Source organism: Streptomyces deserti (genome assembly GCF_054782695.1).
Genome location: NZ_BAAGRZ010000007.1, coordinates 51,739 through 68,241, shown reverse-complemented (window position 1 = coordinate 68,241; position 16,503 = coordinate 51,739). Strand labels below are relative to the sequence as shown.

Sequence of the window (16,503 nt, the reverse complement as noted above, 5' to 3'; positions counted from 1 at the left end):
TCATGGCGGAACGTACGGAACTCCAGGCGCGCACCACCATTCACGCGGGAGGGGAGTGGCGAGCGGCCGTCTCCGGCGCCAGGCGCGAGATCCTCGACCCCGCGGACGCCCTGCCGTTCGCCGTGGTCGCGGAGGGTGACGAGAAGGACACCGACCTGGCGGTCGCCGCCGCCCGGCGCGCCTTCGACGAGGGTGAGTGGCCGCGCACGCCCGCCGCCGAGCGTGCCGCGCTGCTGCGCCGCGTCGCCGACCTGCTCGTGCGGGACCGGGAGACGCTCGGTCTGCTGGAGAGCCGCGACGCGGGCAAGACCGTCGAGGAGGGCCGCGTCGACGTCGACTGCGTCGCCGACGCCTTCCGCTACTTCGCCGACCTGGTCGCCGGAGAGTCTCCCGGCCGGGTCGTCGACGCGGGCTCGCCCGACATCCACAGCGTCGTCGTGCACGAGCCCGTTGGCGTCTGCGCGATGATCACGCCCTGGAACTACCCGCTGCTCCAGGCCAGTTGGAAGGTCGCGCCCGCCCTCGCCGCCGGCAACACCTTCGTCATCAAGCCGAGCGAGATCACGCCGCTGTCGACGGTCGCGCTGATCGAGCTGCTGGTCGAGGCCGGGCTGCCCGCCGGGGTCGCCAACATCGTCACCGGGCCCGGCCACACCGTCGGCGCCCGCCTCGCCGAGCACCCCGACGTGGACCTCGTCTCCTTCACCGGCGGCCTCGCCAGCGGCACGAAGGTGGCCCAGGCAGCCGCCCCGACCGTGAAGAAGGTCGCCCTCGAACTCGGCGGCAAGAACCCCAACGTCGTCTTCGCCGACGCCTGCGCCACCGACGAGGCCTTCGACACCGCCGTCGACCAGGCCCTCAACGCGGCCTTCATCCACAGCGGCCAGGTCTGCTCGGCGGGTGCCCGCCTCATCATCGAGGAATCCGTCAGGGACCGCTTCGTCGCCGAACTCGCCCGCAGGGCCCAGAAGATCCGCCTGGGCCGCGGCACCGAGGACGGCGTCGAGTGCGGGCCGCTCGTCTCCGAGCAGCACCGCGCGAAGGTCGAGGCGTACGTCGACTCCGCGCTGCGGGAGGGCGCCGTACTGCGCTCCGGCGGCAAGCGCCCCGAGCCGTCCCCGCAGCGCCCGGAGAGCGGCTACTTCTACGAGCCGACCGTCCTCGACCACTGCCACCGCGAGATGCGCGTCGTACGGGAGGAGGTCTTCGGGCCGGTCCTCACCGTCGAGACCTTCCGTACCGAGGACGAGGCCGTCGCCCTCGCCAACGACACCGAGTACGGGCTCGCGGGCGCCGTCTGGACCGCCGACGCGGGCCGGGCGCGCAGGGTCGCGGGCCGCCTGAGGCACGGCACCGTCTGGATCAACGACTTCCACCCCTACCTCCCGCAGGCGGAGTGGGGCGGCTTCGGCAAGAGCGGAGTGGGCCGCGAGCTCGGTCCCGCCGGGCTCGCCGAGTACCGCGAGACCAAGCACGTCTACCAGAACCTCGCGCCGAAGCCGGTGCGGTGGTTCGCGGGCTGAGCCGCCCCCGCCGAGTGCAGCACCCCCACGCGTCGGATCCCCGAGAAGCACACCACCCGTCCCGCAGCACTCCACCCCACCTGTCCGAGTCCCCCTCTGGAGTACCACTCCCATGCCCGATCACACCCACGAGTTCGACTACGTCGTCATAGGCGGTGGCACCGCAGGCTCCGTCATCGCCTCCCGTCTGACCGAGAACCCGGACGTCACCGTCGCCGTCATCGAGGGCGGCCCCAGCGACGTCGGCCGCGACGACGTGCTGACCCTGCGCCGCTGGATGGGTCTGCTCGGCGGCGACCTCGACTACGACTACCCCACCACCGAGCAGCCGCGCGGCAACTCGCACATCCGGCACAGCCGCGCCCGCGTCCTCGGCGGCTGCTCCTCGCACAACACCCTGATCGCGTTCAAGCCGCTGCCGTCCGACTGGGACGAGTGGGAGGCGGCCGGCGCCAAGGGCTGGGGCGCGGTGCAGATGGAGGCGTACTACGCCCGCCTGCTCAACAACATCGTCCCGGTCGACGAGAAGGACCGGAACGCCATCGCCCGCGACTTCGTCGACGCCGCCCAGACCGCGCTCGGCGTGCCGCGCATCGAGGGCTTCAACAAGAAGCCGTTCAGCGAGGGCGTCGGCTTCTTCGACCTCGCCTACCACCCCGAGGACAACAAGCGCTCGTCGGCGTCGGTGGCGTACCTGCACCCGGTGATGGACGAGCGGCCCAACCTCCGCATCTTCCTGGAGACCTGGGCGTACGAACTGGAGCTGAACGGCACGCGCGCCGAGGGCGTCCACGTCCGTACGAAGGACGGCGAGGAGATCCTCGTCCGTGCCCGCAACGAGGTGCTGCTGTGCGCGGGCGCCGTCGACTCGCCGCGGCTGCTGCTGCACTCCGGCATCGGTCCTCGCAAGGACCTCGAGGCACTCGGCATACCCGTCGCGCACGACCTGCCCGGCGTCGGCGAGAACCTGCTCGACCACCCCGAATCGGTGATCGTCTGGGAGACCCACGGCCCCATCCCGGAGAACTCCGCGATGGACTCCGACGCGGGCCTGTTCGTGCGCCGCGATCCCGAACACGCGGGCCCCGACCTGATGTTCCACTTCTACCAGATCCCGTTCACGGACAACCCGGAGCGACTGGGCTACGAGCGGCCGGAGTTCGGCGTCTCGATGACCCCGAACATCCCCAAGCCGAAGAGCCGCGGCCGCCTCTACCTGACCAGCGCCGACCCGTCGGTCAAGCCCGCGCTCGACTTCCGCTACTTCACCGACGAGGACGACTACGACGGCCGCACCCTCGTCGACGGCATCAGGATCGCCCGGGAGATCGCGAAGACCGAGCCGCTGGCCGGCTGGCTCAAGCGCGAGGTGTGCCCCGGCCCGGACGTCACGGGCGACGAGGAGCTCAGCGAGTACGCCCGCAAGGTCGCGCACACCGTGTACCACCCGGCGGGCACCTGCAAGATGGGCGCCGCCTCCGACGAACTGGCCGTGGTCGACCCGGAGCTCAGGATCCGCGGCCTGGAGGGCATCCGCGTCGCCGACGCCTCCGTGTTCCCGACCATGACCGCCGTGAACCCGATGATCGGCGTGCTCATGGTCGGGGAGAGGGCCGCCGACCTGATCGGGGGTGGTGCGTGATGAGTACGGTCACCGAGACCACCGCGAACACGCCCGTCTTCTCCGTCGAGGGCCTGTGGAAGGTCTTCGGCCCCAAGGCCGGCCGGATCCCCGGCGCCCCCGAGCTCGCCGGCCTCGACCCCGCCGAGCTGCGCGCCCGTACCGGCTGCACGGCCGCCGTGCGGGACGTCAGCTTCGACGTGCGCAAGGGCGAGGTCTTCGTCGTCATGGGCCTGTCCGGCTCCGGCAAGTCCACGCTGGTGCGCTGTCTGACCCGGCTGATCGAGCCGACCGCGGGCAGCATCGCCATCGACGGCGAGGACGTCCGCGCCATGGACAGGGCACGCCTGCGCGAACTGCGCCGGCACCGCGCCGCCATGGTCTTCCAGCACTTCGGGCTCCTGCCGCACCGCACCGTCCTCGACAACGTGGCCTACGGCCTGGAGATCCAGGGCATGGGCAGGTCCGAGCGGCGCGAGCGGGCCGCCGAGGTCGTCGCCAAGGTCGGCCTGGAGGGGATGGAGCACCGCAGGCCGGGCCAGCTCTCCGGCGGCCAGCGGCAGCGTGTCGGGCTGGCCCGCGCACTCGCCGTCGACCCCGAAGTGCTCCTCTTCGACGAGCCGTTCAGCGCGCTCGACCCCCTCATCCGGCGCGACATGCAGGAGGAGGTCGTCCGGCTGCACCGCGAGGAGGGCCGCACGATGGTCTTCATCACCCACGACCTGAACGAGGCGCTGAAGCTGGGCGACCGCATCGCCCTCATGCGCGACGGCCGTGTCGTGCAGCTCGGCACCCCCGAGGAGATCGTGGGCTCGCCCGCCGACGACTACGTCCGCGAGTTCGTCCGGGACGTCCCGCGCGAGCAGGTCATGACCGTGCGGACGGCCATGCGCGGCGCGACGGCGGACGAGGCGGGCAGCGGCCCGGCGGTCCGGCCCGACGCGACGGTGTCCGAGGCGATCGAGGCGGTCGCCCGGGCGGGCGCGCCGGCCCGTGTGGTGGACCACGGGCGCTGCCTGGGCGTGGTCGACTCCGACGCGCTGCTCGGCGTCGTCGCCGGGACGGAACAGCCCGTCGTGGCCGGAATCCGGCAGCCCGCCACGACCGGGACGGAGCGGACCGTCGTGGACGGAACGGAGCATCCCAAGGAGGCGGTCTGATGGCGACGATCACCGCATCCGCCCCTCGCATCGGCCTGCCCGGCGTCCTCAGGCACCGGGCCGTCCGCAAGCTGCTGCTGCTCGCCCTCGCGGCCGCGATCCTCGTCCCGCTGGCGAACGCCCGCTGGGCGAGCGGAAGTTGGCCCGCCGCGTTGACCGTGGACGTCTCCGAGCCGCTCGCGAGGACCAGCGACTGGATCATCGACAACCGGGACAGTCACCCGCTGTTCCTGTACTTCTTCGGCCACGTCAGCAACGTCGTCGTCATCGCCGTACGGGCCGTCTACCTCGCCCTGCTGGCCGCGGGCTGGGCGGGCGTCACGGCGCTGGGCGCCCTCGTCGCCTGGCGTGTCGCGGGCGTCCGGCTCGCGCTCGGCACGGCCGTCGCGTTCCTCGCCTGCGGTCTGCTCGGCATGTGGGTGCCGACCATGCAGACCCTCGCCCTGATGGTGGTCGCGGTCGTCGCGTCGGTGATCGTAGGCGCCCTGCTGGGGCTCGCCGCCGGGCTGTCCGACCGGATGGACCGCGTGCTGCGCCCGGTGCTGGACACCATGCAGGTGCTGCCCGCCTTCGCCTACCTCCTGCCGGTCGTGCTGGTCTTCGGCATCGGCGTCCCGGCGGCCGTCCTGGCCACCGTCGTCTACGCCGCCCCGCCCATGGCCCGGCTCACCGCGCTCGGCCTGCGCGGCGCCGACAAGGAGGTACTCGAAGCCGTCGAGTCCCTCGGCGCCACCGCCCGGCAGCGGCTGCTGACCGCCCGTATCCCGCTGGCCCGCAAGGAGCTCCTGCTCGGCGTCAACCAGACGATCATGATGGCGCTGTCCATGGCGGTCATCGCGTCGGTCATCGGCGCGGGCGGCCTCGGTGACCGCGTCTACCAGGCGCTCGCGTCGGTCGACGTGGGCGCGGCGCTGGCCGCCGGTATCCCGATCGTGCTGCTGGCCGTCGTCCTGGACCGGGTGACGGGCGCGGCCGGGGCCCGGCTCGGGGAGGCGCCGCAGCCCAAGGCCCGCGCGCGCTGGGTCTACGCCCTGGCCGCCGCCGCGGCCGTCGCGGTCGCCGGACGCCTGCTGGGCCGGCTCGACTGGCCGGACGCCTGGGTCGTGAACATCGCCGAGCCCGTCAACCGCGCCGTCGACTGGATGACCGCGCACCTGTACTCGGGCGTCCCCGTCGTCGGCGGCACCGCCGACTGGGCGGGCCGCTTCACCACCTGGGTGCTGGACCCGATCCGCGACGGCCTGCAGTGGCTGCCCTGGTGGTCCGTGCTGCTCATCGTCACCGCCCTGGCCTGGCTGATCGGCACGTGGCGCACCGCGCTGACCGCCGTCCTCGCGATGGCCGCGATCGGCGTCCTCGGAGTCTGGAAGCCGTCCCTCGACACGCTCTCGCAGGTCCTCGCGGCCGTCGCCGTCACCCTCGTCGTCGGTGTCGCGACCGGCATCGCGGCGGCCCGCAGCGACCGCTTCGAGCGGCTGCTGCGTCCCGTCCTGGACGTGTTCCAGACGATGCCGCAGTTCGTGTACCTGATCCCGGTCGTCGCCCTCTTCGGCGTGGGCCGCGCCCCCGCCGTGGCCGCGGCCATCGTCTACGCCCTCCCGGCCGTCGTCCGCATCACCGCCCAGGGCCTGCGCCAGGTCGACCCGGCCGCCCTGGAGTCGTCCCGCTCGCTCGGCGCGACCAGCTGGCAGCAGCTGCGGCAGGTCCAGCTGCCGCTCGCCCGCCCGGCGCTGCTGCTCGCCGTGAACCAGGGCGTGGTGCTCGTCCTCGCCGTCGTCATCATCGGCGGCCTGGTCGGCGGTGGCGCGCTCGGCTACGACGTCGTCTTCGGCCTCGCCCAGGGCGACCTGGCGACCGGTCTGGTGGCCGGTGCGGCGATCGTCTGCCTGGGCCTGATGCTCGACCGGGTGACCCAGCCCACCGAACGCCGTGCGAAGAAGGGAGCGTGACATGCGACTTCGTACGACTGCCGTAGTGGGCTCCCTTCTGCTGCTGACCGGCTGCGGCGCCGCCGACATGACCAAGCAGGCCTCGCCGTTCGCGAACGCCCAGGGCGCGAAGACCGTGACCCTCTCTACGCAGTCCTGGGTGGGTGCCCAGGCCAACGTGGCCGTCGCCCAGTACCTGCTGGAGCACAAGCTGGGCTACCGCGTCGACACCGTCCAGGTCGACGAGGTGCCCGCCTGGGACGCGCTCAGCCAGGGCCGCGTCGACGCCATCCTGGAGGACTGGGGCCACCCCGACCAGGAGAAGCGCTACGTCGAGGACAAGAAGACGATCACGCGCGGCGGCGACCTCGGCGTCACCGGGCACATCGGCTGGTACGTCCCGACGTACCTCGCCGAGCAGCACCCGGACATCACCGACTGGAAGAACCTCAACAAGTACTCCCACCTGTTCCGCACCGCCGAGAGCGGCGACAAGGGCCAGCTGATGGACGGTTCGCCGTCCTACGTCACCAACGACAAGGCGCTGGTGAAGAACCTGAAGCTGGACTACCAGGTGGTGTTCGCCGGGTCCGAGGCCGCGCAGATCACCCAGATCAGGCAGTTCGCGAAGGAGAAGAAGCCCTTCCTGACCTACTGGTACTCGCCGCAGTGGCTGTTCAAGAAGGTCCCGATGACCGAGGTGAAGCTGCCGCCGTACAAGGAGGGCTGCGACGCCGACCCGGAGAAGGTCGCCTGCGCCTATCCGCACACGCCGCTGCAGAAGTACCTCAACACGGACTTCGCGAAGGGCGGCGGCAAGGCGGCGGCCTTCCTCAAGAAGTTCAAGTGGACCACCGAGGACCAGAACGAGGTCTCCCTGATGATCGCCGACCAGAAGATGACGCCGGAGGAGGCGGCGAAGAAGTGGGTGGACAGCCACGAGTCGACGTGGAAACAGTGGCTGTCCTGATGCTCACTTCGTCAGGCCGGTGGCGATGTCGCGCAGTGCCTGTGCGGCTCGCCGCTGCCATCCCGGACCGAAGGTGATCCTGGTGGCCCCTCGCGCGCCCAGCTCGGCGGGCGAGGGGCCCTCGCCGACCCGCGCGCCCACATTGATCGGCCCCTCGATGCCGGCCCGCAGCAGGGGCAGGACGTCCGGCGGAGCGTCGATCGGGTACACGCAGTCGGCACCGGCGGCGACGTACAACGCGGCCCGCTCGATGGCCCGGTCGGGATCGGCGACCCCGCGGACGAACGTGTCGACGCGCGCGTTGACGAAGAGCCGGTCGGCCGCCGCCGACCGCACCTCGGCGAGCCAGTCGGCATGCTCGCGCGGGTCCTTCAGGGCCCCGTCGACCGAGTCCTCGAGGTTGCAGCCCACGACGCCCGCCTCCAGCAGCCGCTCCACGAGCTCCTTCGGCGGGAGCCCGTATCCGCCCTCCACATCCGCCGACACCGGCACGTCCACGGCCCGTGCGATCCGCGCGATTGCCGCGAACATCTCGTCGGCCGGGGTCCGCCCGTCCTCGTAGCCGAGGGAGGCGGCGACCCCGGCGCTGGGCGTCGCGAGCGCCGGGAACCCGGCCTCGGCGAAGACGCGGGCACTGGCCGCGTCCCAGGGGCCGGGCAGGACGAGGGGGTCGCCGGGTGCCCGGTGGTGGTGCAGCCTTCGGAACGTCTCGACCTTGCTCACGGCGTATGACCCCCCGGCGGGATCCGGCGGCCGACCATCACCCGGTTCCAGTTGTTGATGGCGACGACCAGCCCGACGAGGTGGGCCAGCCGGACGTCGTCGAAGTGCTTGGCGGCCTTCTCGTACACCTCGTCCGGCACGAAACCGTCCGTCAGGACCGTCACCGCCTCCGTCAGCGCCAGCGCGGCCCGCTCCCGCTCGTCGAAGACCTCCTCGGCCTCCTCCCACGCGGCCAGCAGATCGAGCTGCCGCTCGCTCACCCCGTACTGGCGGGCCAGGGCGAGATGCATGTCGAGGCAGAACGCGCAGTGGTTGAGCTGCGAGGCCCGGATCACCACGAGCTCGGCGAGGGCGGGGTCGCCGAGCCCCTTCTTGGCGGTCGCGCTGAGCGCGGACATGGCCTGGGCGACCGCGGGGTCGAGGAGAGTCGTGCGAACCGTCACTTGTGCTGCCCCGGCTGGTAGTGGCCCGGGGTCATACGGCAGGTCACACCGAACCGGTTCCACGCGTTGATCACCGCGATCGCGGAGATCAACTGGGCCAGCTCGGCCTCCTCGAAGTGCTTGGCGGCCTTCTCGTACACCTCGTCCGGCACGAAGCCGTCCGTCAGCACGGTCACCGCCTCGGTCAGCTCCAGCGCCGCGAGCTCCTTCTCCGTGTAGAAGTGCCGCGACTCGTCCCAGGCGCTGAGCTGGAGGATCCGCTCCACGCTCTCGTCGGCCGCGAGCGCGTCCTTGGTGTGCATGTCGATGCAGAAGGCGCAGTGGTTGATCTGCGAGGCCCGGATCTTCACCAGCTCGTACAGCTTGTGGTCGAGCCCCTGCCTGGCCGCCGTGTCGAGGCGGATCATCGCCTTGTAGACGTCGGGGGCGAGCTTGGCCCATTGCAGGCGCGGGGTGAGTTCGCGGGCGTACTCCACGGTCGTGTTCTCCTCTGTGTTCGCCGTCATGCCCTCGACGGTAGGAGCGAAGCAGCCCAGGAGTATGGTCCATTTCCATGGCGAAACCCTGGGCCACTTTGGGCATCGACCTGCATCTGGAACCGAGCGGCCCGGGCCTGCGCCGGGGCCTGACCGACGCCCTGCGCGAGGCGGTCCGCTCCGGCCGGCTGGCCCCCGGCACCCGGCTCCCCTCCTCCCGCGCGCTCGCCGCCGACCTGGGCATCGCCCGCAACACGGTCGCCGACGCCTACGCCGACCTGGTCGCCGAGGGCTGGCTCACCGCCCGGCAGGGCTCGGGCACGCGGGTCGCCGAGCGGGCCGTGCCCCGGCCGCCGACCCGGCCGGCCGGTCCCCGCCGTGAGCCCGGCCGACTGCCGTACAACCTCATCCCGGGCACCCCCGACCTCGCCTCCTTCCCGCGCACCGAGTGGCTCAAGGCCGCCCGCCGGGCCCTCGCCGCGGCCCCGAACGACGCCCTCGGCTACGGCGACGGGCGGGGCCGCATCGAACTGCGCACCGCGCTCGCCGACTACCTCGCCCGGGCGCGGGGCGTACGCACCGACCCCGAGAGGATCGTCGTGTGCTCCGGGTTCGCGCACGGACTGCAGCTGCTCGGCGAGGCGCTGCACGCCCGCGGCCTGCGCACCCTGGCCGTGGAGCCGTACGGCCTGGACGAGCACTGGAACCTCGTCGAACGCGTCGGCCTGCGCACCGTCCCGCTGCCGTTCGACGCGCTCGGCCCCCGCCTGGAAGACCTGGGTGGCGCACGGGCCGTCCTGCTCAACCCGGCCCACCAGTTCCCGATGGGCGGCGCCCTGCGCCCCGAGCGCCGCGCCGCCGCTGTCGACTGGGCGCGCCGCACCGGCGGGCTGATCCTGGAGGACGACTACGACGGCGAGTTCCGCTACGACCGCCAGCCCGTGGGCGCGCTGCAGGACCTCGAACCGGACCATGTGGTGTACCTGGGCACGGCCAGCAAGTCCCTCGCCCCGGGGCTGCGCCTGGGCTGGATGGTCCTGCCACCGTCCCTGGTGCGGGAGGTCGCCCGGCTCGGCGGCGGCCGGTCGCCGGGCGTCCTCGACCAGCTGACCCTCGCCGAGTTCCTCACCTCCGGCGCCTACGACCGTCACGTCCGCGCCGCCCGCCTGCGCTACCGGCGCCGCCGCGACGCCCTCGTCGCGGCGCTCGCGACCCGGGCACCGGAGGTACGGGTCGGCGGCATCGCGGCAGGCCTGCACGCCGTCCTCCATCTCCCGCCGGGCACCGAGCAGTCCGTCGTCCGGGCGGCCACCTGGCAGGGCCTGGCCGTGCACGGCCTGTCCGGCTACCGCCACCCGTCCGCCGCGGTCGACCCCGTGGACGCCCTGGTCGTCGGCTACGCCACCCCACCGGACCACGCCTGGGCGGGGACGCTGGAGGCGCTGTGCAAGGCGCTTCCCTAGGCGCCGGTCGCGCGCCTCTCTGAAGGGCACGGCTCGGGTCTCGCCCCGTGACCCAGCCGCCCCTCACCGAGATGGAGATCGCCGAGGCCGAGCGGGAGCTCGGTGTGGCCTTTCCCGGACCTCCGGGGAGTTCCGGGGACCTCCGGGTCATCCCGGACCTCCGGGGAGTTCCGGGTCATCCCGGGGCCGGGCGAGCCGAGCCGCCGTGGGGCTCCGCCGGCGCCTCCCCGAAGCGCGCCAGTGCCAGCGAGCCCACCACCGCCACCGCGAACCCGAGCACCGCCACCCAGCCCAGCCCCGGGCGCGTACGGTCCCCGAGCCACACCACGCCGACCAGCGCGGGCCCGATCGTCTCCCCGAGCACCATCCCGGCCGTCGCCGCCGCCACCGAGCCGCGTTGCAGCGCCGAGGTCAGCAGCAGGAAGGCGGCCCCGCCTCCGAGCAGCAGCGCGTACGCCGCCGGGTCGGCCAGCAGCACGCCGGGCGTGAGGCCGCCGACGAGCCGGACCGCCACCTCGACGACCCCGAACCCGAACCCCGCGCCCAGCCCAAGGGTGAGCGCCCGCCCCCGCTCCGGAAGCCGCCCGCCCGCCCCGCCGAGCAGCAGCACACCGGCCGCCGTGCTCAGCACCGCCCACTTCAGCGCGGCCGACCCGGCCCGGTCACCCTCCGCCCCGGACGCCGGCCCCAGCAGCGCCAGCCCGGCGCACACCACCGCCACCGCGGCCCACTCCACCCGGCTCAGCCGTACGCGCAGCAGCCGCGCCGCCACCACCGCCGTCACCGCCAGGCTGGCGGCCAGCGCCGCCCCCACGGCGTAGATCGGCACCGACCGCAGCGCGGCGATCTGCAGCAGGAAGCCCAGCCCGTCCAGGGCGAGCCCGGCGAGATACCGCCACTGCCGCACCGCCCGCCACAGCAGCGCCGCGTCCCCGCGCGGCCCGGTCGCCGCCGCCGTCCGCGCGGCCATCGCCTGCAGCACCGTCGCCGTGCCGTAGCAGACCGCCGCACCAAGGGCGCACACCATTCCAAAGATCACAAATCGACAGTAGGGGAGGGGGTGTGGGCCGGGGGCTCTTGCGCGCGCACTCTCACCGATCTCTAGGCTGGCCGCTCGCAGGCCGGTGAGGCAGAGGCCGGACGCGCGGATCAGGCAGCACCACCACGGGGAGACACGGACATGGCAGAGACACGGCGACGGCTGCGCTCGAGCACGGTGGTGCTCGGCGGCATGGGAGTCCTGGCGGCGGCCCTGACGTCGTGCGGCTCCGAACCGGACCGGCGCTGCGTGGACCGGGACAGCTACGACTACATCAACGGCTTCAAGATCGTCGCCGACAAGAACTGCAAGTCGTCGGGCTCCTCCGGCACCTCCTACGGCAAGGGCCGCAAGAAGACCGGCAGGACCGGCACCGGCAAGGACATGGACGCCGCCTGGTACTACGACGCCGACGTCAGCGGCGGCTACGCCGACCACGGCACCTTCAGCCGCAGCGAGGCCGTCGACCGGGGCGGCTTCGGCTGCGAGGGCTCCGGCAGCGGCGGCGGCTGAGCGGACGCCGGAGGACGGACCAGGACACACTCGGACCACGCCATGGAACGCCGCACCATCGACCCCCGCCCCGGCTGGCAGCAGACCGTCGAGGAACAGGGCCTCATCTACCCCCTCACCCGCTACCCCGACGGCTCCCTGCGCCCCTACTGGGACGAGAGCGCCTACTACGTCTTCACCCTGGAGGAGGTCGAGGCGCTGGAGGAGGTCGTCGAGGAACTCCACCGCATGTGCCTGGCGGCCGCCGACCACATCGTCACCGCCGACCGCTTCGCCGACCTCGGCATCACCGACCCGCGCCTGGCCCGTGCGATCGCCGAGGCCTGGCACCGCCGCGCCGAACTCCCCTCCGTCTACGGCCGCTTCGACCTCCGCTACGACGGCACCGGCCCGGCCAAGCTCCTCGAGTACAACGCCGACACCCCCACGTCTCTCGTCGAGGCCGCTTCCCCCCAGTGGTTCTGGATGGAGGAACGCTTCCCCGGCGCCGACCAGTGGAACTCTCTCCACGAACGCCTGATCGACGCCTGGAAGAAGCAGGCCACCCTCCTCCCGCCCGGCGGCCCCCTGTACTTCGCGCACTCCTCGGCCGACGAACTCGGCGAGGACCTGATGACGGTCGCCTACCTGAAGGAGACCGCCGAGCAGGCCGGCCTCGCCACCGACTGGATCTCCATGGAGGAGATCGGCTGGGACCGCCTCTCCGGCCGCTTCGTGGACACCAAACTCCGCTTCATCCGCAGCATCTTCAAGCTCTACCCCTGGGAGTGGCTCACCACCGACCGCTTCGCCGGCCACGTCCTCGACACCCTCGACAACGGCGGCGGCACGGGCACCACCCTGTGGATCGAACCGGCCTGGAAGATGCTGCTGAGCAACAAGGCCCTCCTGGCGATCCTCTGGGAGCTGTACCCGGACCACCCCAACCTGCTCCCCGCCTACCTCGACGGCCCGCGCGACCTGGCCACGACCCACGGCTACGTCGCCAAGCCCCTCCTCGGCCGCGAGGGAGCCGGTGTGACGGTCCACGAGCCGGGCGGTGCCCCCGTCACCCGTGAGGACCCCTGCTGCTACCAGCAGTTGGCCCCCCTGCCCACCTTCGACGGCAACCACGTCGTCCTCGGCACCTGGGTCGTGGAGAACGAGTCGGCCGGCCTCGGCATCCGCGAGTCCTCGGGCCTGGTGACGGACGAGTACGCACGCTTCCTGCCGCACGTGATCCTCTGAGGCGTGGAATCCTCCACATGTCGCGACCTCGCACAGGACTCGTGCGATACGAACGTCTCGTATTGCCGCACGCGGCGTCGGGACCTTTCGGCCATGACTGTGCCGCCGGGGCACCCATGGAACACCTCTCAGCGACACCCCGTACACCCACCCGGACGGCACCCGGACGCTGACGCACGGCAGCCGCGGCAGCTCCGGCAGGAGCCGGGTCACGGCCAGGGCGACGACGGCGAGCGGTCCTCGGCGCGCACACGGACCGCCCCTCGCCCCGCCCCTCGCCCCCACGCTCCCGTCCCGCCCCCGCGCGCAGGATGGACCTCGGCCCACCCCACCACCGGTCGCCCGGTAGGCTGATCGCGGGCCGTGACTGGCGCGCTGGGATGGGACCGACCATCGGGGAGCGGCCCGATTGATGAGTGCCGTGCGCCTGGGCCGTACCGTGAACGCTGAACGCAACGTCCGGAGGTCCCCCATGTCAGCCGAGCCCCTCTCCACCGCTTCCACCGCCTTCCGTGCCGCCCTTGATGTGATCCGCTCCGTCGAGCCGCGCGTCGCCGACGCCATCGGCCAGGAGGTCGCCGACCAGCGCGAGATGCTCAAGCTGATCGCCTCCGAGAACTACGCCTCCCCGGCCACCCTCCTGGCGATGGGCAACTGGTTCAGCGACAAGTACGCCGAGGGCACCATCGGCCGCCGTTTTTACGCCGGCTGCCGCAACGTCGACACCGTCGAGTCCCTCGCCGCCGAGCACGCCAAGGAGCTCTTCGGCGCCCGCCACGCCTACGTCCAGCCGCACTCCGGCATCGACGCCAACCTCGTCGCCTTCTGGGCCGTCCTCGCCCAGCGCGTGGAAGCCCCCTTCCTGGAGAAGACCGGCGTCCGCCAGGTCAACGACCTCACCGAGGCCGACTGGTCCGAACTGCGCCGTGCCTTCGGCAACCAGCGCATGCTCGGCATGTCCCTGGACGCCGGCGGCCACCTCACCCACGGCTTCCGCCCGAACATCTCCGGCAAGATGTTCGACCAGCGCTCCTACGGCACCGACCCGGCCACCGGCCTCCTCGACTACGAGGCCCTACGTGCCTCCGCCCGCGAGTTCAAGCCGCTGATCATCGTCGCCGGCTACTCCGCCTATCCCCGTCTGGTGAACTTCCGCATCATGCGGGAGATCGCCGACGAGGTCGGGGCGACCTTGATGGTGGACATGGCGCACTTCGCGGGCCTGGTGGCCGGCAAGGTGCTGACCGGTGACTTCGACCCGGTCCCGCACGCCCAGATCGTCACCACCACTACCCACAAGTCGCTGCGCGGCCCGCGCGGCGGCATGGTGCTGTGCGACGACTCCCTCAAGGACCAGGTCGACCGCGGCTGCCCGATGGTCCTCGGCGGCCCGCTGCCGCACGTCATGGCCGCCAAGGCCGTCGCCCTGGCCGAGGCCCGCCAGGAGTCCTTCCGCGACTACGCCCAGCGCATCGTCGACAACTCCCGCGCCCTGGCCGAGGGCCTGATGCGCCGCGGCGCCACCCTGGTCACCGGCGGCACCGACAACCACCTCAACCTGATCGACGTCGCCTCCTCCTACGGCCTGACCGGCCGCCAGGCCGAGGCCGCCCTGCTCGAGTCGGGCATCGTCACCAACCGCAACGCCATCCCCGCCGACCCCAACGGCGCCTGGTACACCTCCGGCATCCGCATCGGCACCCCCGCCCTGACCACCCGTGGCCTCGGCACCGCCGAGATGGACGAGATCGCGGCCCTCATCGACCGTGTCCTCACCACCACCGAGCCCGGCACCACCAGCAAGGGCGCCCCGTCCAAGGCCCAGCACGTCCTGGACCCCAAGGTCGCGGACGAGATCTCCCACCGCGCCACCGACCTCCTCAAGGGCTTCCCGCTCTACTCGGAGATCGACCTCGGCTGACGCCTTCCGGCAAGGGCTCACAGATCGATGAGCTCCTGTCGCGGCTCCTCCCGCGGCGGTCCGGCTTCGCGCCGGGCCGCCGCGCGGCGTATCAGCAGCGTGCCTCCGACCCCGGCGGCCAGGCCCGCCGCTGCCCAGCAGACACCGCCCGCCGCGCCCGTCCACCCGGTTTCCGCGGACTCGGCGGCGGCGCTCCGCTGCACCGGCTCACCGAGCAGCCCCGCCCGCTCCATCCACGCGTAGAGCGAACGCGGCGCCCGATGCCAGCGGATGTCGTCGTCCGCCACCTCCGGCGACGGATCCGAACGCACCCACGGTGTGCCGTCCTCGGCGACGAACAACTGGTCCTGCCGCTGCAGGGCCACATCACCGCCGGGCGGCCTGTTCGTCTGCGGCCAGCCCCCGACGCCCGACAGACCCCACACCACGGTGATCCGCACGGGCGGATGCCCGCCCCGGAGCCAGTCCTCCGGCACCCGCTCCGTTCCGGTGTAGGCCGGCTGCAGCAACTGCCACAGCCGGGCGAACCCGGGCTCACCGGAGTGCACGGCCGCCGTCCCTCCCGTGCGGCCGACGACCAGCGCCAGGTCGGGGGTGTCACGGCCCTGTGGCTGCGCGGCCACCCCGGCCACCGGCACTGCGAGCAGGGCCACCGCCGCCGCCGGTACCACCGCGAGCCGGACCCTCGGGCCCTTCCTCGACCGCACCCTGGTACGCCGACCTTCGTGACCTGCCATCCGGTCTGCCATCCGACCAGTCATCCGTCCCCCCGGGGCCTCATGTCACCAGGTCTCACGCATCGAGCACGTCCTGCCGCGGTTCCGCGGCCCGCTCCCGTCGGGTCCGTGCCATCCGCGCGGCGAGTGGCCGCAGCACCAGCGCCAGCCCCGCTCCGGCCGCCGCGCCCGGCAGCGCCCACCACCAGTCCGTGCCGTCCTCCGCCGCTGCCGCCCGGGTGCCGGTAGCCGAGGCCGCCGGGCCCGCCGCCGAAGACCGGGCGCCGTCCGTCTGCGCCGGGACCGGGGCGACGCCGGAGCCGGAGCCGTCCTCATGCGTGGCCTCGCCCATCACCCCCAGCTCCGTCAGCAGGTCCCGCAGCGGGACGGGTTGCCGGGCGCGATGCCAGAGACCGTCGAAGGACTCCGTCGGCTTCGACGTGGTGTGTATCCAGACGTTGCCGCCGCTGTCGTTCCCCACGTACACCTGGTCGACCCGCCAGGGCTCCACGTCGTGGATCAGCCACGTGACGTTGATCCGGTGGGAGGCCTCCAGGACGGCCTCCGGGGGCTTGGTGCGCGTGCCCGCCCCTCCTAGTGGGCCCAGCAGCCGTTCCAGCTCCCGGTACTCCGTGTCGTTGTTGTGCAGCGACGCCGTCTCCCCGCTCCCCGGCGAGACCACGAGCGCGCTCGTCGGCCCTCCGGCCGAGGCGGACGAGCCTCCCCACACGACCAGGGCCACGCTCGCCGCCAACGCCCCCATCCACGCGGTCAGTTCCC

General features: G+C 72.6%; 15 protein-coding genes and 1 riboswitch. Of the genes, 9 read left to right on the top strand and 6 right to left on the bottom strand.

What is annotated here, in order from left to right; all coding sequences use genetic code 11:
• The first annotated feature begins 2 nt into the window (after positions 1 to 2).
• The 5 genes from ACYVMZ_RS15170 to ACYVMZ_RS15150 all read left to right on the top strand — a co-directional run bounded on the left by ACYVMZ_RS15170 (position 3) and on the right by ACYVMZ_RS15150 (position 7,202).
• On the top strand, positions 3 to 1,523 hold the full coding sequence (locus ACYVMZ_RS15170; RefSeq protein ID WP_461079711.1) for an aldehyde dehydrogenase family protein: 1,521 nt from the start codon (positions 3 to 5) through the stop codon (positions 1,521 to 1,523).
• A gap of 112 nt (positions 1,524 to 1,635) precedes the next feature.
• The gene (locus tag ACYVMZ_RS15165) at positions 1,636 to 3,165 is read left to right on the top strand and encodes a GMC family oxidoreductase (RefSeq protein ID WP_461079709.1); all 1,530 of its coding nucleotides are present in this window, start codon (positions 1,636 to 1,638) and stop codon (positions 3,163 to 3,165) included.
• Entirely contained in the window at positions 3,165 to 4,304 is a 1,140-nt protein-coding gene (locus ACYVMZ_RS15160) for a quaternary amine ABC transporter ATP-binding protein (RefSeq protein ID WP_461079707.1), read from the top strand. Before ACYVMZ_RS15165 ends, ACYVMZ_RS15160 begins: the two co-directional genes overlap by 1 nt.
• A complete protein-coding gene (locus ACYVMZ_RS15155; protein ID WP_461079705.1) occupies positions 4,304 to 6,253 on the top strand; it encodes an ABC transporter permease in 1,950 nt (649 codons plus the stop codon). The genes ACYVMZ_RS15160 and ACYVMZ_RS15155 overlap by 1 nt, the downstream gene beginning before the upstream one ends.
• Before the next feature lies 1 nt (position 6,254).
• A complete protein-coding gene (locus tag ACYVMZ_RS15150) occupies positions 6,255 to 7,202 on the top strand; it encodes an ABC transporter substrate-binding protein (protein WP_461079703.1) in 948 nt (315 codons plus the stop codon).
• Between the two features lie 3 nt (positions 7,203 to 7,205).
• On the opposite strand, the gene ACYVMZ_RS15145 is transcribed toward ACYVMZ_RS15150, so the two are convergent.
• The 3 genes from ACYVMZ_RS15145 to ACYVMZ_RS15135 are packed head-to-tail and all read right to left on the bottom strand — an operon-like array spanning position 7,206 to position 8,874.
• Entirely contained in the window at positions 7,206 to 7,925 is a 720-nt protein-coding gene (locus ACYVMZ_RS15145; RefSeq protein ID WP_461079701.1) for an isocitrate lyase/PEP mutase family protein, read from the bottom strand.
• Entirely contained in the window at positions 7,922 to 8,368 is a 447-nt protein-coding gene (locus ACYVMZ_RS15140; RefSeq protein ID WP_461079699.1) for a carboxymuconolactone decarboxylase family protein, read from the bottom strand. The genes ACYVMZ_RS15145 and ACYVMZ_RS15140 overlap by 4 nt, the downstream gene beginning before the upstream one ends.
• A complete protein-coding gene (locus tag ACYVMZ_RS15135) occupies positions 8,365 to 8,874 on the bottom strand; it encodes a carboxymuconolactone decarboxylase family protein (RefSeq protein WP_461079697.1) in 510 nt (169 codons plus the stop codon). The genes ACYVMZ_RS15140 and ACYVMZ_RS15135 overlap by 4 nt, the downstream gene beginning before the upstream one ends.
• A gap of 47 nt (positions 8,875 to 8,921) precedes the next feature.
• Between ACYVMZ_RS15135 and pdxR the strand changes: the two genes are divergently transcribed.
• Complete coding sequence (gene pdxR, locus ACYVMZ_RS15130) at positions 8,922 to 10,307, top strand: MocR-like pyridoxine biosynthesis transcription factor PdxR (protein WP_461079695.1); 1,386 nt, start codon at positions 8,922 to 8,924, stop codon at positions 10,305 to 10,307.
• A 175-nt stretch (positions 10,308 to 10,482) separates the two neighbouring features.
• Here pdxR and ACYVMZ_RS15125 read toward each other — a convergent pair whose 3' ends face one another.
• Positions 10,483 to 11,334 (bottom strand): DMT family protein, encoded by an 852-nt coding sequence (locus ACYVMZ_RS15125; protein ID WP_461080048.1) that lies wholly within the window; start codon positions 11,332 to 11,334, stop codon positions 10,483 to 10,485.
• Positions 11,335 to 11,487: 153 nt separating this feature from the next.
• Here ACYVMZ_RS15125 and ACYVMZ_RS15120 point away from each other — a divergent pair, with 153 nt between their 5' ends.
• From ACYVMZ_RS15120 to ACYVMZ_RS15110, 3 genes are all read left to right on the top strand, one after another.
• Positions 11,488 to 11,859, top strand: a complete 372-nt coding sequence (locus ACYVMZ_RS15120) for a hypothetical protein (RefSeq protein ID WP_461079693.1) — start codon at positions 11,488 to 11,490, stop codon at positions 11,857 to 11,859.
• Between the two features lie 42 nt (positions 11,860 to 11,901).
• Positions 11,902 to 13,086 carry a glutathionylspermidine synthase family protein gene (locus tag ACYVMZ_RS15115; RefSeq protein WP_461079691.1) on the top strand — a complete coding sequence of 395 codons (1,185 nt, stop codon included), beginning with the start codon at positions 11,902 to 11,904 and terminating at the stop codon, positions 13,084 to 13,086.
• Positions 13,087 to 13,439: 353 nt separating this feature from the next.
• Positions 13,440 to 13,526, top strand: a riboswitch (ZMP/ZTP riboswitch).
• 32 nt (positions 13,527 to 13,558) lie between these two features.
• Positions 13,559 to 15,007 carry a glycine hydroxymethyltransferase gene (locus tag ACYVMZ_RS15110; protein WP_461079689.1) on the top strand — a complete coding sequence of 483 codons (1,449 nt, stop codon included), beginning with the start codon at positions 13,559 to 13,561 and terminating at the stop codon, positions 15,005 to 15,007.
• Between the two features lie 17 nt (positions 15,008 to 15,024).
• Here the strand turns inward: ACYVMZ_RS15110 and ACYVMZ_RS15105 are convergent, their stop codons facing one another.
• Positions 15,025 to 15,714 (bottom strand): hypothetical protein, encoded by a 690-nt coding sequence (locus ACYVMZ_RS15105; RefSeq protein WP_461079688.1) that lies wholly within the window; start codon positions 15,712 to 15,714, stop codon positions 15,025 to 15,027.
• Positions 15,715 to 15,799: 85 nt separating this feature from the next.
• On the bottom strand, positions 15,800 to 16,486 hold the full coding sequence (locus tag ACYVMZ_RS15100) for a hypothetical protein (protein ID WP_461079686.1): 687 nt from the start codon (positions 16,484 to 16,486) through the stop codon (positions 15,800 to 15,802).
• Positions 16,487 to 16,503: the final 17 nt, after the last annotated feature.

Excerpts from the sequence above, each read along its gene's own strand:
- ACYVMZ_RS15170 (WP_461079711.1), top strand. The coding sequence starts at position 3 with ATGGCGGAACGTACGGAACTCCAGGCGCGCACCACCATTCACGCGGGA.
- ACYVMZ_RS15165 (WP_461079709.1), top strand. The coding sequence starts at position 1,636 with ATGCCCGATCACACCCACGAGTTCGACTACGTCGTCATAGGCGGTGGC.
- ACYVMZ_RS15160 (WP_461079707.1), top strand. The coding sequence starts at position 3,165 with ATGAGTACGGTCACCGAGACCACCGCGAACACGCCCGTCTTCTCCGTC.
- ACYVMZ_RS15155 (WP_461079705.1), top strand. The coding sequence starts at position 4,304 with ATGGCGACGATCACCGCATCCGCCCCTCGCATCGGCCTGCCCGGCGTC.
- ACYVMZ_RS15150 (WP_461079703.1), top strand. The coding sequence starts at position 6,255 with ATGCGACTTCGTACGACTGCCGTAGTGGGCTCCCTTCTGCTGCTGACC.
- ACYVMZ_RS15135 (WP_461079697.1), bottom strand. The coding sequence starts at position 8,874 with ATGACGGCGAACACAGAGGAGAACACGACCGTGGAGTACGCCCGCGAA.
- pdxR (WP_461079695.1), top strand. The coding sequence starts at position 8,922 with ATGGCGAAACCCTGGGCCACTTTGGGCATCGACCTGCATCTGGAACCG.
- ACYVMZ_RS15125 (WP_461080048.1), bottom strand. The coding sequence starts at position 11,334 with ATGGTGTGCGCCCTTGGTGCGGCGGTCTGCTACGGCACGGCGACGGTG.
- ACYVMZ_RS15120 (WP_461079693.1), top strand. The coding sequence starts at position 11,488 with ATGGCAGAGACACGGCGACGGCTGCGCTCGAGCACGGTGGTGCTCGGC.
- ACYVMZ_RS15115 (WP_461079691.1), top strand. The coding sequence starts at position 11,902 with ATGGAACGCCGCACCATCGACCCCCGCCCCGGCTGGCAGCAGACCGTC.
- ACYVMZ_RS15110 (WP_461079689.1), top strand. The coding sequence starts at position 13,559 with ATGTCAGCCGAGCCCCTCTCCACCGCTTCCACCGCCTTCCGTGCCGCC.
- ACYVMZ_RS15100 (WP_461079686.1), bottom strand. The coding sequence starts at position 16,486 with ATGGGGGCGTTGGCGGCGAGCGTGGCCCTGGTCGTGTGGGGAGGCTCG.